The organism is Caenispirillum bisanense, assembly GCF_039523075.1.
In the GTDB taxonomy this organism is placed as follows: Bacteria; Pseudomonadota; Alphaproteobacteria; order Rhodospirillales; family Rhodospirillaceae; genus Caenispirillum; species Caenispirillum bisanense.
The window spans coordinates 1-14,470 of record NZ_BAAAEP010000029.1 but is presented as its reverse complement, the minus strand read 5'-3'; the positions used below and the strand labels follow the sequence as shown (position 1 = coordinate 14,470).

The 14,470-nt window shown below is 69.2% G+C and carries 17 protein-coding genes; all 17 read right to left on the bottom strand.

All coding sequences use genetic code 11. From position 1 onward, the window contains the following. Positions 1 to 43: 43 nt before the first annotated feature. Positions 44 to 370, bottom strand: a complete 327-nt coding sequence (gene nifW / locus ABD056_RS13730) for a nitrogenase-stabilizing/protective protein NifW (RefSeq protein ID WP_343867434.1) — start codon at positions 368 to 370, stop codon at positions 44 to 46. A 38-nt stretch (positions 371 to 408) separates the two neighbouring features. Continuing rightward, on the bottom strand, positions 409 to 1,278 hold the full coding sequence (gene cysE / locus ABD056_RS13725; RefSeq protein ID WP_425545039.1) for a serine O-acetyltransferase: 870 nt from the start codon (positions 1,276 to 1,278) through the stop codon (positions 409 to 411). Beyond that, the gene (gene nifV, locus ABD056_RS13720; protein WP_343867433.1) at positions 1,278 to 2,459 is read right to left on the bottom strand and encodes a homocitrate synthase; all 1,182 of its coding nucleotides are present in this window, start codon (positions 2,457 to 2,459) and stop codon (positions 1,278 to 1,280) included. Before nifV ends, cysE begins: the two co-directional genes overlap by 1 nt. A gap of 28 nt (positions 2,460 to 2,487) precedes the next feature. Next, positions 2,488 to 3,711 carry a cysteine desulfurase NifS gene (gene nifS / locus ABD056_RS13715; protein WP_343867432.1) on the bottom strand — a complete coding sequence of 408 codons (1,224 nt, stop codon included), beginning with the start codon at positions 3,709 to 3,711 and terminating at the stop codon, positions 2,488 to 2,490. Between the two features lie 44 nt (positions 3,712 to 3,755). Continuing rightward, positions 3,756 to 4,739, bottom strand: coding sequence for a Fe-S cluster assembly protein NifU (gene nifU, locus ABD056_RS13710; RefSeq protein WP_343867431.1), 984 nt, complete (start codon positions 4,737 to 4,739; stop codon positions 3,756 to 3,758). An 80-nt stretch (positions 4,740 to 4,819) separates the two neighbouring features. Next, on the bottom strand, positions 4,820 to 5,149 hold the full coding sequence (locus tag ABD056_RS13705; protein ID WP_343867429.1) for a HesB/IscA family protein: 330 nt from the start codon (positions 5,147 to 5,149) through the stop codon (positions 4,820 to 4,822). Positions 5,150 to 5,318: 169 nt separating this feature from the next. Then, entirely contained in the window at positions 5,319 to 5,783 is a 465-nt protein-coding gene (locus tag ABD056_RS13700; RefSeq protein ID WP_343867427.1) for a GNAT family N-acetyltransferase, read from the bottom strand. 64 nt (positions 5,784 to 5,847) lie between these two features. After that, positions 5,848 to 6,456 carry a nitrogen fixation protein NifQ gene (locus ABD056_RS13695; protein WP_343867425.1) on the bottom strand — a complete coding sequence of 203 codons (609 nt, stop codon included), beginning with the start codon at positions 6,454 to 6,456 and terminating at the stop codon, positions 5,848 to 5,850. 14 nt (positions 6,457 to 6,470) lie between these two features. Further along, on the bottom strand, positions 6,471 to 6,767 hold the full coding sequence (gene fdxB, locus ABD056_RS13690) for a ferredoxin III, nif-specific (RefSeq protein ID WP_343867424.1): 297 nt from the start codon (positions 6,765 to 6,767) through the stop codon (positions 6,471 to 6,473). Positions 6,768 to 6,838: 71 nt separating this feature from the next. Then, positions 6,839 to 7,045, bottom strand: a complete 207-nt coding sequence (locus tag ABD056_RS13685) for a CCE_0567 family metalloprotein (RefSeq protein ID WP_343867422.1) — start codon at positions 7,043 to 7,045, stop codon at positions 6,839 to 6,841. 13 nt (positions 7,046 to 7,058) lie between these two features. Next, the gene (locus tag ABD056_RS13680) at positions 7,059 to 7,517 is read right to left on the bottom strand and encodes a NifX-associated nitrogen fixation protein (protein ID WP_343867421.1); all 459 of its coding nucleotides are present in this window, start codon (positions 7,515 to 7,517) and stop codon (positions 7,059 to 7,061) included. A 5-nt stretch (positions 7,518 to 7,522) separates the two neighbouring features. After that, positions 7,523 to 8,014, bottom strand: a complete 492-nt coding sequence (gene nifX / locus ABD056_RS13675; protein WP_343867419.1) for a nitrogen fixation protein NifX — start codon at positions 8,012 to 8,014, stop codon at positions 7,523 to 7,525. Then, positions 7,986 to 9,362, bottom strand: coding sequence for a nitrogenase iron-molybdenum cofactor biosynthesis protein NifN (gene nifN / locus ABD056_RS13670; RefSeq protein WP_343867418.1), 1,377 nt, complete (start codon positions 9,360 to 9,362; stop codon positions 7,986 to 7,988). Before nifN ends, nifX begins: the two co-directional genes overlap by 29 nt. 4 nt (positions 9,363 to 9,366) lie before the next feature. Then, positions 9,367 to 10,782 (bottom strand): nitrogenase iron-molybdenum cofactor biosynthesis protein NifE, encoded by a 1,416-nt coding sequence (nifE, locus tag ABD056_RS13665; protein ID WP_343867416.1) that lies wholly within the window; start codon positions 10,780 to 10,782, stop codon positions 9,367 to 9,369. A gap of 228 nt (positions 10,783 to 11,010) precedes the next feature. Continuing rightward, a complete protein-coding gene (locus ABD056_RS13660) occupies positions 11,011 to 12,678 on the bottom strand; it encodes a methyl-accepting chemotaxis protein (protein ID WP_343867415.1) in 1,668 nt (555 codons plus the stop codon). A 238-nt stretch (positions 12,679 to 12,916) separates the two neighbouring features. Then, the gene (locus ABD056_RS13655) at positions 12,917 to 13,528 is read right to left on the bottom strand and encodes a DapH/DapD/GlmU-related protein (protein ID WP_343867414.1); all 612 of its coding nucleotides are present in this window, start codon (positions 13,526 to 13,528) and stop codon (positions 12,917 to 12,919) included. A gap of 22 nt (positions 13,529 to 13,550) precedes the next feature. After that, positions 13,551 to 14,366, bottom strand: a complete 816-nt coding sequence (gene phnE / locus ABD056_RS13650) for a phosphonate ABC transporter, permease protein PhnE (RefSeq protein WP_343867412.1) — start codon at positions 14,364 to 14,366, stop codon at positions 13,551 to 13,553. Positions 14,367 to 14,470 lie beyond the last annotated feature (104 nt).

Below are 14,470 nucleotides of genomic sequence, written 5' to 3'. Positions count from 1 at the left end.
TCCGGCGGCGCGCCGCAACCCCAAACCGGCAGGGGGTTCGGGGTCAGCCGCGCGCCGGCAGCACCTCGATGTCATCCAGTCCGACGAAGCCCTGCCCGGCCTGATCGCGGAACACCTTGAACACCTTTTCCGTCACCGCGTTGCTGGTGCTGAAGTCGGCATGGGCGCGGGTGAGCGCGGCGCGATAGACGTCGCGCAGGGCGGCATCGTCCAGCCCCTCGCTGCTTTCCCGCCGCAGGTAGTCGTGCATGCGCTTGAGGATGTGCAGGCGGTTCACCCGCACCACGTGGGCGTCGTAGGGCACGCCGAGGAAATCGAAGATCTCTTCCGCCGCCGACAGGCGGGAAAAGGTGTCGAGGAAGGTGCTCATGACGGGGACCTCCGGGGGTTGAGGGTCGGTTGAACGGGTCAGGACGGCAGCGCGATGCGGGGCGCAGCCGCCGCCTCGCCGCCGTGGCCGAGGCAGGCGCCGTCGCAGGGCTCGCCGCACAGGTGATGGTCCTGCGGATCGGGGCGGGCGAGCAGCGCGGCGCTGGCGCCGGCATCGTCGGTGAGCAGGTGCGGCGCCACCCGCGCCAGCTTGTCTTCCAGCTCGGAGATGCGGTCGAGCATGCAGGCCAGCGCCTTGCCGACCGGATCGGGCATCAGGTGGTGGTCGAGGTCGATGCCGGCGACGGCCGGGCGCTTGCGGTCCTCCGGCCAGACGATGCGGCCGGGAATGCCGACCACCGTCATGGCCGGCGGCACGTCGCCGATGACCACCGAATTGGCGCCGATGCGGGCGCCGCGGCCGATGCGGTTGGCGCCCAGGATCTTCGCCCCCGCCCCCACCAGCACGCCGTCCTCCAGCGTCGGGTGGCGCTTGCCCTTGCTGAGGGAGGTGCCGCCGAGGGTGACGCCCTGGTACAGCGTCACGTCGTCGCCGATCTCCGCCGTCTCGCCGATCACCACGCCGGCGCCGTGGTCGACGAAGAAGCGCCGGCCGATGGTGGCGCCGGGGTGGATGTCCACATTGGTGACCAGCCGGCCGAGGAAGGCCAGAAACCGCGCCGTGAAGCGGAAGCCGCGCCGCCACAGGCCATGGGTCAGGCGGTGGATCATCACCGCATGCAGACCGGGGTAGGTGAACAGCACCTCCAGCCGGCCGCGCGCCGCCGGGTCGCGGGCGAGCACGCTGTCCACGTCCTCCCGCAGCAGGGCGAACAGGCCGGGCAGCGGCGGGCGCGAGGCAGCGGCGGAGGCGGCGGGATCGTCGGTCATGGCGGGAACGGCCGTCATCAGTTGGTCCTCCGCGAGGCGGGCTCGGCGCCGCGCAGGTCGACCGCCGCCTCCGCCACCGCCACGGTGTCGAGGAAGAAGCGCTTGAGGTCGTCCGGCGACGGCGGTCGCTTGGTCTCGGCGGCGTGCTGGCGGACGCGGGCGAGCATGGCGCGGCCCTGCGCCTCTTCCACCGCCAGGCCGATGTCCTGGCAGGCGTTGAGGACGGCGGCGAGGCCGGAGTGCTTGCCCAGCACCACCCGGTGCGATCGCCCCAGCTCCGCCGGGTCCACCGCCTGATAGTTGGCCGGGTCGCGCAGCAGGCCGGCGACGTGGATGCCGCTTTCATGGGTGAAGATGGCGTCGCCGACGATGGACTTGTTCACCGGCACCGGCCGTCCTGACGCCTGCGCCACCAGCGCCGATACCTGCGGCAGGGCGCGCGGCTGCACGCCGGTGGGGCGCTGGTGGAGATGGTGAAGCGCCATCACCACCTCCTCCAGCGGCGCGTTGCCGGCCCGCTCGCCCAGGCCGTTGACGGTGGTCGACACATGAGTCGCGCCCCCCATCACCGCAGCCAGGGAGTTCGCGGTGGCGAGGCCGAGGTCGTCGTGGGCGTGGATTTCCAGCTCCAGCCCCGTCGCCGCCCGCAGCCGCTGGAACACGGCGCGGGTGGAGAACGGGTCCATGATGCCGAGGGTGTCGGCGAAGCGGTAACGGCGGGCGCCGGCCTTCTCCGCCGCCTCGATCACCCGCAGCACGAAGTCGGGGTCGGCGCGGCTGGAATCCTCGCCCCCCACCGCCACCGCAAGGCCGAGGTCGCAGGCCTGCCGCACCAGCCGGTCCACCTGCGCCAGCACCCAGGCCCGGTCGCGGCCGAGCTTGTTGCGGATCTGCTGGTCGGACACGCTGACCGACAGGTTCACCATCGGCACGCCACATCCATAGGCGGCCGTCAGGTCGGCATCCAGCATGCGGCACCAGGCGATGGGCGTCGGGCCGAGCCGCAGGGCGACGATGGAACGGATGTCGTCCTGTTCCTCCGCCCCCATGGCGGGGATGCCGACTTCCATTTCCGGCACCCCGGCCTCGGCCAGGGCGGTGGCGATGGCCAGCCGTTCCAGGCTGGTGAAGGCAACGCCGGCGGTCTGCTCGCCGTCGCGCAGGGTGGTGTCGTTCATCACGATGGGGGTGAAGGCCATGGCCGCGCCCTCCCGGGTCACAGGGTGATCAGCTGTAGGCGGGCTGGAAGCTCTCCGCCTGCGGGGCGCTCTTGTCCCAGAACGGCGACAGGCTGCGCAGCCGGTCGATGATGCCGGGCACGGCGGCGATGGTGGCGTCGATCTCCGCCTCCGTCGTCTCGCGCGACAGCGAGAAGCGGGTGGCGCCGTGGGCCGCCGTGAAGGGCACGCTCATCGCCCGCATGACGTGGCTCGGCTCCAGCGACCCCGAGGTGCAGGCCGACCCCGACGAGGCGGCGATGCCCAGGCGGTTGAGGAACAGCAGGATGGCCTCGCCCTCGATGTACTCGAAGGCGATGTTGCAGGTGTTGGGCAGGCGGTTGGCGGCATCGCCGGTGACGAAGCAGTGCGACACCTGCGACACGATGCCCTGCTCCAGCTTGTCACGCAGGGCCCGGACGCGGGTGTTCTCCTCCTCCATGTGCGTCAGCGCCAGCTCGCAGGCCTTGCCGAGGCCGATGATGCCGGTGGTGTTCTCTGTGCCGGCGCGCCGGTCGCGTTCCTGGTGGCCGCCGCGGATCATCGGCCGGAAGCGCACGCCGCGGCGCACGTACAGCGCGCCGATGCCCTTCGGGCCGTGCAGCTTGTGGCCGGACAGCGACAGGAAATCCACCTCCGTCTGAGCCAGGTCGAGCGGGATCTTGCCCACCGCCTGCACCGCGTCGGTGTGGAACAGGGCGCCGACCTTCTTCGCCATGGCCGCCAGTCGCGGGATGGGGAAGATGGTGCCGGTCTCGTTGTTGGCCCACATGAAGGAGACGATGGCCGTCTTCTCCGACAGCGCCTTGCCATAGGCCTCGATATCCAGCCGGCCGAGGCTGTCCACCGGGATGACGTGCAGCACATAACCCTCGTGCTTGGCCAGGTACTCGCACAGGGACAGGATGGCCGGATGCTCCACCGCCGAGGTGATGATCTCGTTGCGGCCGACCTGCGTCTTCAGGGCCGACAGGATGGCGGCATTGTCGCTTTCCGTGCCGCCGGAGGTGAACACGATCTCGGTGTCGTGCTCGGCGCCCAGCAGCGCCTTGACCTGTTCCCGCGCCCAGCGCACGGCCTTGCCGACATCGGCGCCGAAGCTGTGGATGGAGGACGGGTTGCCGAACTGCTCGGTGAAGAACGGCAGCATGGCCTCCACCACGCGCGGATCGACGCGGGTGGTGGCGTTGTTGTCGAGGTAGATGCCCTTGGGCGCGGCGGTCACGGCGGTCATGGCGTGTCCCTTTCTCGGCTCGCGGGGGGTCGGGGGATCAGGCGTCAGGCGCTGGCGAGGGCGGTGTGCGGAATGACGCGGAGCGGCCGCCCCACCTTCTCCATCACCGCCGCCTGCACGCCCTGGATGGTGATGGAACTCATCTGGCAGCCGACGCAGGTGCCCGACAGCTTCACCACCACCGTGTCGCCGTCCACATCCACCAGTTCGATGTCGCCGCCGTCGCGCTGCAGCTGCGGGCGGATGTCCTCAATGGCGGCCTGGATGAGGGTGATCTTCTGCAGGTTGGTGAGGCCGGCCGGCCGCGCCTTCTCCGCCTGGGCGGCGAGCGGGCTGACCTGCACCGGGGCGGAGGTGCCGGGCTTCTTCACCACGATGGGGCTGGCCGGTGCCTTGGGCGACGGCGCGGCACCGACGGAGAAGGCCTCCGCCGCCGCCAGCGCGCCCTCGGCGACCATGGCGGCGTTGATTTCGGCCAGGGCTTCCTCGATCTTCTCGTGGCAGGTCTTGCAGCTGCCGCCGGCCTTGGTGTAGGCGGTGACCTGGTCGAGGGTGGTGAGGCCGTTGGTGCGGACGGCGCGCTCGACCATGCCGTAGTCGATGCCGAAGCACTTGCACAGCAGCGCCCCTTCCTCGTGGTCGTCCTCGTCCAGCTCGACGCCCTTGTAGTTGGCGATGGCGGCGCGCAGGGCTTCCGCCCCCATGACCGAGCAGTGCATCTTCTCCGGCGGCAGGCCGCCCAGGAAGTCGGCGATGTCCTGGTTGGTGACGGCCAGCGCCTCGTCCACCGTCTTGCCGATGATCAGTTCCGTCAGCGCCGACGACGACGCGATGGCCGAGCCGCAGCCGAAGGTCTGGAAGCGGGCCTCGGTGATGACGTGGGTGGCTTCATCCACCTTGATCATCAGGCGCAGCGCGTCGCCGCAGGAGATGGAGCCGACCTCGCCGACGCCGTTGGCATCGCTCAGCACGCCGGCGTTCTTCGGATCGAAGAAGTATTCCTTGACCTTGTCGGTGTAGTTCCACATGGCGGGGGCCTTCCTGTCTACGTGTCGTCTTCGCGGGCGGTCGGGCGGGCGGTGTGTGGGGCCGGGCGCGGGTCAGCCGCTCAGCAGGAGAACGACTTGCCGCAGGAGCACTTGTCGGCCGCCTGCGGGTTGTCGAACACGAAGCCGGAGCCCGAGATGTCTTCCACGAAATCCAGCCGCGCGCCGGCCAGCAGCGGGGCGCTGTCGGCGTCGACGAACACCTTGACGTCGTCCAGGTCGATGACGGTGTCGGACTGCTCGGCGGCCGCCACCAGGCCCATGCGGTACTGGTAGCCGGAGCAGCCGCCGGCCGAGACCATGATCCGCAGGCCGGCGGCCGGCGCGGCGGTATCGCCCTTGCCGAGCACGCGACGGATGGCATCCACAGCGTTCGAGGTCACGTCGAGCATTGCATCATCCTCCGTGGGGGAAACCTCTGCCGGAGGAAAAGCAAGCCGGATGCCAAGTTCTAAGTGCTTGATATGGAAGGTGTAGGCGCCCGCGGCCGGTGATCGGTTCCCGACAACGGCGGGGCTGTGTCGCATTCACGACATGAAACACGCACGGATCGTGAGGGTATTACAGCGCCTTCGTCAGGAAGACCGACAGCGGGTCGGGACGGTAGGCGGCGAACGGCTCGCAGGGGATGAAGCCAGCCGCCCGATACAGCGCGATGGCAGGGGCGAACGCGGCCCCCGTCTCCAGGCTCAGCCGCGCAAGTCCGGCCTCCCGCGCCGCGGCCTCGACCTGTTGCAACAGGGCCCGCGCGACCCCGAGCCGCCGCGCCTGGGGGCGGACGTACATGCTCTTCACCTCGCCGAGCCCTCCGTCGTGGCGATAGAGTGCCCCGCAGCCGAGGAGATCGGCCCGCTGGGTCCGGGCGACGAAGAAGGAGACCCGCGGGTCGGCCAGACGCTCGACCGGGAAGGCATGACGGCTCCTGGGATCGGGCGTGGTGGCGGCGGAAAGGGCCAGCCACTCGCGGATCAGGTCGGAGACCGGCGGGTCGAGCGGGTCTGCGGAGGTGATGGTGAAGGACGACATGCGGCGAGCCCCCGGAGCTAGTTGCCGGAGATTGCCATGAATCGCGGTCGATGGGTATAAGCGCCTACTCCGCCGCCACGCGCGCCGCCTCCGCCAGGGTCGCCAGCGGGTCGCCGGTTTCGGGGCCGAAGCAGTGGGCGAAGTCGGTGCAGACCTCGCAGTTGGGGGCCTTGCAGATGAGGATGCCTTCGCGCTGGCAGAGCTGGCGGTAGAAGAACTTCTTCCACTTCATGTTCTGCACGTTCAGCGCCGCCAGGGGGCGGAAGTGGCGGGTCAGCAGGGCCGACAGCTCGTCGCGGCGGGTCAGGCCGAGGTCCTGCCACAGGTGATTGGCCCCGAGCGAGCGGCGGGCCACCAGCGCCGCCATCCACGCCGAGCGGATGTTGTGAGGATCGCTGCGGTGATCCAGCAGCAGCTGGACGAGGTCCTCTTCCTCCAGCGCCGCGGCGGTGTCCGGCACCGCCGTCGGGGGGTCGGCGAGGATGTCCTCGCAGCCGGGGAAGTGGAGGTCGACCAGCAGGGTCAAGGTGTCCGGCGCGAGACCCGTGCCGTCGGCAAGGGTCCGCGCCGGATCACCACGACAGACGGCGATCACGCAGGCGAAGACATGGCGGTCGACGTACTCCCCCAAGCCACCGCTCGCCATGAGCCTGCGATACACCGTCTGCGTCATGTGCCGTCTCCGCTTCAGGCCGCGGCGGCGGCGTGGGTCTGACAGTTGGCGCCGCAGACGGCGGCGCAGCTGTTGCAGCCGATGCACTTGCCGGAATTGGCCACCGTCATGACCTTGCGCTCGATCTCTTCATCGTCGTCGAAGGGGTCGCACAGCTCGCCCTCGTCGTTGACGCCCTTCAGCTCCAGCACGCCCTGGGTACACACCTTGAAGCAGCGGCCGCAGCCGATGCACGAGGCCATGTTGATGCTTTCGATGTACTTCGGTTCCCAGGGCGTCCCGTCGCGGGTCGCATAAGTCACGTTGGCCATGGCTTTACCCCTCTCGATGGCCCCATTTTCGAGGCCGTTTGCAGTTCTGTCTCTCTCCGGCGACGGTTCTCTCAGCCCGCCGCCGCCTCCAGCGCCTTCAGCTTCGCCCGCGCGGCCATGAGGGCGGCGTGGGCGTCGTAGGTCGCCTGCGCCACCGCCGGGATCTTCTCCCAGTCGGTCGGCAGTTCCTCCGACAGGTCGTGCAGGTTCATCTTCGCCGTGGTGGCGCGGGCCGAGAGCTTCTTCAGCTCCGCCTTCAGGTCGTCGATTTCCGACATGCCGCCGTCCTCCTCACTCGTCCGCCACCTGCGGGTACTTCTCGATCCACTTCACGGCGTCGGCGACCAGCTTCTCGCCGGCGTCGTTCAGCTTCTCGAAGGTCTCGAAGCCGAAGCGGTGGACGTCGCGCAGGGACTTCACCACCGCCACCAGCCGGCCGGTGGTCATGATGAGGCGGCCGAAACCCTCGTGGCTCATCTTCATCATCGGGCTGCACATGCGGCCGGTGCGGCGTTCCACCAGCAGGCCGACGGCGGCGTAGAACATCTCGATCCGCCACAGGATGTCCGGGTCGGGGTCGCCGATGATGGGGATTTCGCGCCGCTGTTCCTTGGTGACGATGAAGTCGGCCAGCAGGGCGGCGTCGTCCTTGCGCTCCCAGGTGCCGTAGCTGTCGTGGGCGCGGATCTGGCGCACCAGTTCCTTCACGAAATCGCCGTCGAGGCCGGCCTCCAGAACGTCGGTGGTCATGTCAGTCAGTCCTCCATGAAGCTCATGTCGCGGTCGTCGGTCTGGGCGAGCGCCTTGCGCAGCCACGGCGGCGGCGCGCCGTTCAGCATGCCGACCATGCGGTCGAGCACCACCGTGATGGGCTCCGGCTGCGGCAGCTTGATCGGGTGCACCTTGGCCTGCACCACGCGCGCCGCCGCCGGCCCGCCGATGGCCTTCACGAACAGGATGGTGCAGCCGCCCAGCGCCGCTACCTTGCCGGCGATGCGGTCGTCGCCGTCCTCGGAATGCTTGCCTTCCTCGTTGCTGGTGTTGTCGAACTGCATGGCTTCGAGGAAGCGGTAGCCGTCCTTGGAGACTTCATAGACGGCGATGTTGCGGGCGCTGGCGAAATGCGCGTCGCAGGTCTTCATGTCCTGGGTGGTGAAGGCGATCTTCATGGTGCCCCTCTTGCGGTCGGCGCCGGCGGCATCGGCCGGCGCGGAGTGCTCAACCAGCCGCAGCGTGCGAACCGCCATGGCGATCCTCCTGCCAGTCCTGCGGGCTGTGGGCGTGCTGGCTGTCGATGAAGGTGTTGGCGATGCTGCACACCAGCTCCCGCGTGCCGCGATAGCCGATCAGCGTCTGGTGGCTCGCCCCGATGCGATCGAACTGCGGGAAGCCGACGCGCACCAGCGGCAGGCCCAGGCGCTCGCTGGCCTGGCGGCCGTGGCTGTGGGTCACCAGCAGGTCGGCGCCGGTGGCCGCCGCCCCTTCCTCCAGGTCCCACAGGTCGCCGACGATGATCTGCGCGCACGGCAGCCGTTCCAGGTGCGGCGCCGGCACGGTGGTCACCACCGTCGCCAGCTCCGCCCCCAGGTCGGTGAACAGGCGCCCGACCGCCCACAGCAGGTCGGGCTCGGCGGCCAGCGCGATCTTCTTCTGGCCGAAGTGGAAGTGGCCGTCGAGCATGGCGTCCACCAGTTGGCTGCGCTGGCGGCGGTACTTGCGCGGCACCGGCTGGCCGGAGATGTCCGACAGCGCCACCATCAGGCGGTCCACCGCATCCAGGCCGGTCAGGCTGTCGAAGAAGCGCGTCGGCACGCCGGTGCGCGCCTCCAGCCGCTCGGCCGAGATGCGCATGTGCTCGCCCACCGCGATGGTGGCGACGGAGCGGTGCATGCGCCCCATGTCCTCCAGCGTGGTGCCGCCGTAGGTGGTGGGCACGTAGCGGCCCGGAACGTGGCCGTCCAGCGACCCCGCCAGGTCCGGCAGCACGATGGCCTCCAGCCCGAAGGCGGCGACCATGTCGCGCAGCTCCTCGACGTCGCCGGGCGTCATGTGGCAGCCGGCGAGGATGTTCACCTGCCGCAAGGCGCGGGTGCCATCGGCGGCCGGCACGAAGGCGTCGATGATCGCCGCCACCGCCTTGCCCCAGCCTTCCTGCATGCCGCCGGCGAAGTCGGGCGTGGCGGCAAACACCAGTTCGCAGTCGCCCAGCGCCTCGGCATTGCGGGCCTTGATTACGCGGATGTCGGCGCCGGTGTCCTCGCCGCGGGTTTCGGTCAGGCCGGTGGAGCAGATGCCGATGATGCGCGGCTTCGCCCGCTTGGAGATGTTGAGGACCGCCTGCTCCACGTTGTCCATACCGCCGAGGATGGTGGTCACCTCGTTCATGGCGGTGGTCTGGAACGGGATGGCTTCCTTGAAGTGGCGTACCAGCAGCACGAGGCCGAAGGCGGTGCAGCCCTGGCTGCCGTGGAACAGCGGCAGGCAGCCGTCCAGCCCCAGGTAGGCCATGGCCGCACCCAGCGGCGCCGACATCTTCAGCGGGTTGGTGGAGGCCGACTTGCGGGCGATGACGAACTTGTCGGAGTGCTTCTGCATGGCCTCAGCCCTCCCCGCCGCTGGTTCGGACTTGGCCCTGCTCGTCCCACGGCGCGTCCTTCTGGATCAGCGCCCACATGGGGTTGTTGATGGCCTTGTCGAGCTGGCGCACCAGTTCCACCATGCCGACATAGCCGGCGTAGGCGTAATGGCGCTCCTGGTTGATGTCGAGCCAGGGGCGGCGGGCCTTCAGGGCGATGAACTGGGTGCGGCCGCCCGACAGCATGATGTCGGCCTCGCCGTCTTCCAGCATGCGGTACATCTCGGGCGCCGGGATCTGGCCGACCAGGGCGCTTTCATCGCCGTCCATGAGGTCGAGCGCGCGGGCCTTGTCGTTGGCGGTGGCTTTGCGGACGCTGGTGCGGATCACCTCCATCCCCACCTCATGCAGGGCGGAGATCACCGACCAGCTCTTGTGACCACCGGTGTAGAGCAGCACCTTGCGGCCCTCCAGGCGCGGGCGGAAGGCGCGGATGGCGGCCCAGGCCTTGTCTTCCTCCTCGGCGATCAGCGCCTCGGTGCGGTCGGTCAGGTCGGCCGGCGCGCCGCGCTCCACCAGCATGCGCGCCATGGTGCGCAGCACGTCGGAGGTGTCCTCGATGCCGTAGAAGCTGCCCTCGAAGTAGGGGATGCCCCAGCGTTCCTGCATCTTGCGGCCGACGTTGATCATGGCCTGGGAGCACACCATCATGTTCACCCGCGCCCGGTGCGCCGTCGCCACGTCCTGGAACCTGGCGTCGCCGGTGATGCAGGCGCGCAGGCGGATGCCGAGCTTTTCCAGCAGCGGCTTCACCTGCCACAGCTCGCCCGACAGGTTGTATTCGCCGATGATGTTGACGTCGGTCGGGCCGGCGTCGTCGGGCTCCACCGTGCCGATGACGTAGTCGAGCAGCGCCTCGCCGCCCAGCTTGTTGCCGAGGTTTTTCGATCCGACGAAGCCCGGCGCGTTCACCGGCACCACCGGGCGGCCGAACTTCTCGGTCGCGGCCTCGCAGACCTTCTCGATGTCGTCACCGATGAGAGCGGGGACGCAGGTCTGGTAGACGAACACCGCCGGCGGGTCGCGGTCGGCGATGACGTCGCGGATGGCCTTCCACAGCTTCTTCTCGCCGCCGTAGACCACGTCCAGCTCGCCCATGTCGGTGGTGAAGCCCATGCGGTAGAGCTGCGACCCCGACGACGCGGCATGGCGGTTGTCCCACGCATTGCCGAGGCAGGCGATGGGCCCGTGGACCAGATGCACGACGTCGGTGATGGGCTGCAGGGCGATCAGCGCACCGTCATAGGCGCAGCCGCCGGCGGCGGCGCCGGGCGTCAGGCCCTTGGTGGTGCACCCCTTCTTGCGCTCGGCGGCGCTCTTGGCCTGGTTCTTGTCGCAACCGGGCTCGTTGAAGAGGTCCTGGATCTTCTCTTTCAGCATTGGCGGCGTCCTCCGGGGCTGGGGGAGTGGTCCCGAGGTGGTACCGCCAGGGAAAGCAACCCTCATGCCAGAGCAGGAAGGCTGCAATATCAACAGGTTGAGCCAAGGCCCCTGTGTCGCATCCCGGCCATTGTCGGATGTCGTACACGGCCGGCCGACAGACAGACCACGGGCCCGGCGCCAGGGTGGCGGCCGGGCCCGTGGCCGGTGGCAGTAGTGCGGGGAGGATCAGGCCGCCTGGATGCGGGCCAGGAAGCTTTCCACCGACTGGCCGAGGGTGCGGGCCTGCTGCTTCAGGCCGCCGGCGCGGCCGTGCACCTCGTCGGAGGCATTGCTGGTCAGTTCCGCCGCCGACGACACGCCGACGATGCTGCGGCTGACATCCGCCACGCCGTGGGACGCCTGCTGGATGTTGCGGGCGATTTCCGCCGTGGCGGCGTGCTGCTCTTCCACCGCCGAGGAAATGCCGGCGGAGATGCCGTTCATCTCTTCGATGGTGGCGGCGATTTCCCGCATGGCATCGACGGCGCGGTTGGTTTCCTTCTGGATGTCGGTGATCTGGTTGGCGATCTCTTCCGTCGCGCGGGCGGTCTGGGTGGCGAGGCTCTTCACCTCGTTCGCCACCACGGCGAAGCCCTTGCCGGCCTCGCCGGCGCGCGCCGCCTCGATGGTGGCGTTGAGCGCCAGCAGGTTGGTCTGCGAGGCCACGTCGGTGATCAGCTGCACGATCTGGCCGATGCGGTCGGCGGCGACGGCCAGGCCGCTGATGGTGGTGTTGGTGCTTTCCGCCTGGGCCACGGCGCGGGCGGCAATTTCCGACGACTTCTGCACCTGACGGCCGATTTCCGACACCGAGGCCGACAGTTCCTCGGTGGCCGAGGCGACCGACTCGACGTTGGTCGACGCCTGGGTGGAGGCCGCCGCCACCTCGGCCGACTGGCCGGTGGTCTGGGCCGCCGCCGCCGACAGGGTGGAGGCGGTTTCCGACAGGTGGTGGGCGGCATCGTCCACTTCCGCCACCAGGGCGGTGACGTCGCGCTGGAACTCGGCGGTCAGGGCGTCGATGCGGGCGGCGCGCTCGCTGCGGCGGCGTTCCTCCTCGCGCTCGCGGGCCAGGGCGGCGTCGCGCTCGATGGCGTTCTCCTTGAACACCTCCAGGGCGCGGGCGAAGGCGCCCAGTTCGGTCTTCAGCTCGGTGCCCTCGACGACCACGGAGGTGTCGCCGGTGGCCAGCCGCTGCATGTCCGCCGTCAGCTCCGCCAGCGGCCCGACGATGGAGCGGCGCAGCAGCAGCGAGGCCAGCACAGCCACCACCAGCAGAACGGCCGCAACCGCCGCCAGCACCGTGGCGCGGCTCCAGAAGGCGTGCTCGATGTCGTCAATGTAGACGCCGGTGGCGGCGAACAGGTCGGTGCCGGCGATGGGGAAGACGTAGGCCATCTTGGGCGACGGCTCGGTCTGGTTGGGCTTGGGGAACCAGTAGGTGACGGTGCCGCCGCCGGCGCGGGCCTTCTGCACCATCTCGGCCACGTAGAGCTTGCCGGTGGTGTCGGCGATGCCGCTGCGGTCCTTGCCGAGCAGCGACGGATTGTGCGGGTGCATGCGCATCACCGCGTCGTAGCCGTAGAGGAAGAAGTACTCGTTGTCGCCGAAGCGGGCGCCCTTCATGGCTTCCGCCAGCGCCTCCACGTCAAGCGCGCCGTCGGCGCCGCGGGCGGCCTGCACCGCCGCGGTGACCGTGGAGGACGCCACCGAGCGCAGCATCTCCTCGCGCTCCGACAGCATCACCGACTTGATCATCACCAGTCCGATGGCCGAAGCGGCAACCACGCCGACGGCCGCCACGATCACCGGCAGCCACAGGCGGCGGGCAATCGAGAATTTCTCAAGCAGCATTGTTCCGATCTTCTTTCGGGTGAACCGGCCGGGCCCGCGCCGCCGGCAGGTCCGGGAAACCCGCCGCACGTGCCTACGCCCTTCGGCGGAAGCTCTACCGCGAAATAGGTGACGACGAAAGTCGGCTTTGCCACTGGTATGCGGAAGAACCGCGCATATACCTTTTAGCCGTAAAGGAACCGAAGACGGTGATTTCCGGTACCTGCGGCCGCACCGTTGGCACCGGCCGGGCGAGGCCTCATCCGTACTTCCGAATGAAGCCTTCGACGCCGAGGGTGCGGAAATCCGGCAGTGCCTCCGTCAGGCGCTCGTGGTCCCAGTGCCACCAGGCGATGCGCTTCAGCGCCCGCTGGACGTCGGGCGGAAAGCGCTCGCGCAGGGGGCGGGCCGGCACGCCGGCGACGATGGTGTAGTCCGGCACGTCGCGGGTGACCACCGCCCCGGCGCCGATCACCGCCCCGGTGCCGATGCTGAGGCCGCCCATGATGGTGGCGCCATGGCCGATCCAGACGTCGTGGCCGATGGTCAGCGGCTGCGACCGCCGCCAGCCGAAGAAGGCATCATCGTCCGGCCCCATGCCGTACATGGCGCTGCGGTACTGGAAGTGATGCATGCTCGGCCGGTCGACGGGATGCTGGCCGGGGTTCAGACGCACCGCGGCGGCGATGTTCACGAACTTGCCGACGGTGGTGTAGATGACCTCGCAATCCTCGCCGATGTAGCTGTAATCGTCGAAGGTGGTTTCCGCCAGCCGGGTGCGGGCGCCGACCTCGCAATAGCGGCCGAAGGAACAGTCGCGCACCTCCGCCGCCGGGTGGATGAACGGCGCGACGCTCAGGGTTTTCGGCATGATTTCGTGCATGGCCATGGGCTTACAGGAACATCTTGCGAAGGCGCTGCGAGGCGACGTCGATCAGCGACACGGTCAGGATGATGATCAGCATCACCGCCGCCGTCTCGGCGTAGTAGAAGCCGCGGATGTATTCCCACAGCACCTGGCCGATGCCGCCGGCCCCGACGATGCCCAGCACGGTGGCGGAACGCACATTGCTTTCAAAGCGGTAGAGGCTGTAGCTGATCCACAGCGGGATGACCTGCGGGATGACGCCGAACACCACTTCCTGCAGCCAGCCGGCGCCGGTGGCGCGGATGCCTTCGATGGGGCGCGGGTCCACCGCCTCCACCGCCTCGGAGAACAGCTTGGCGAGGATGCCGGTGGTGTGGATGAACAGCGCCAGCACGCCGGCGAACGGCCCGAGACCCACCGCCACCACGAACAGCATGGCGAAGACCATCTCGTTGATGGCGCGGAAGGCGTCCATCAGGCGGCGCACCGGCTGATAGACCCACCACGGCACCATGTTTTCCGACGACAGGATGCCGAAGGGAATGGACAGCACGATGGAGAGGAAAGTGCCCCACACGGCGATCTGCACCGTGATGACCATTTCCTCCAGGTACATCTGCCACTCGCCGAAGGCAGGCGGGAAGAAGCCCTCGGCGAAGCGCACCATGTTGGGCCAGTACTGCACCAGGGCGCCGGGGCGCATGTCCGCCCCCTCCCACGACCAGGCCAGCACCGTCAGGATGGCGGCCCAGCCCAGGTAGTATCCGAGCGACCGCTTGAGGTCGCGGCGCGGCGGCTCCAGGCTCTGCACGGTGCGTCGGCGGGCGAAGGCGGCGGTCATGGCGGGGATCTCCGGCACGGGGCGCTGAAAAGGGACGGCGCCGCTCCCGCCTGAGATACCGTGTCGGGCGTCAAGTCGGGACGAAGGGGCGGCGGGTTTTCATG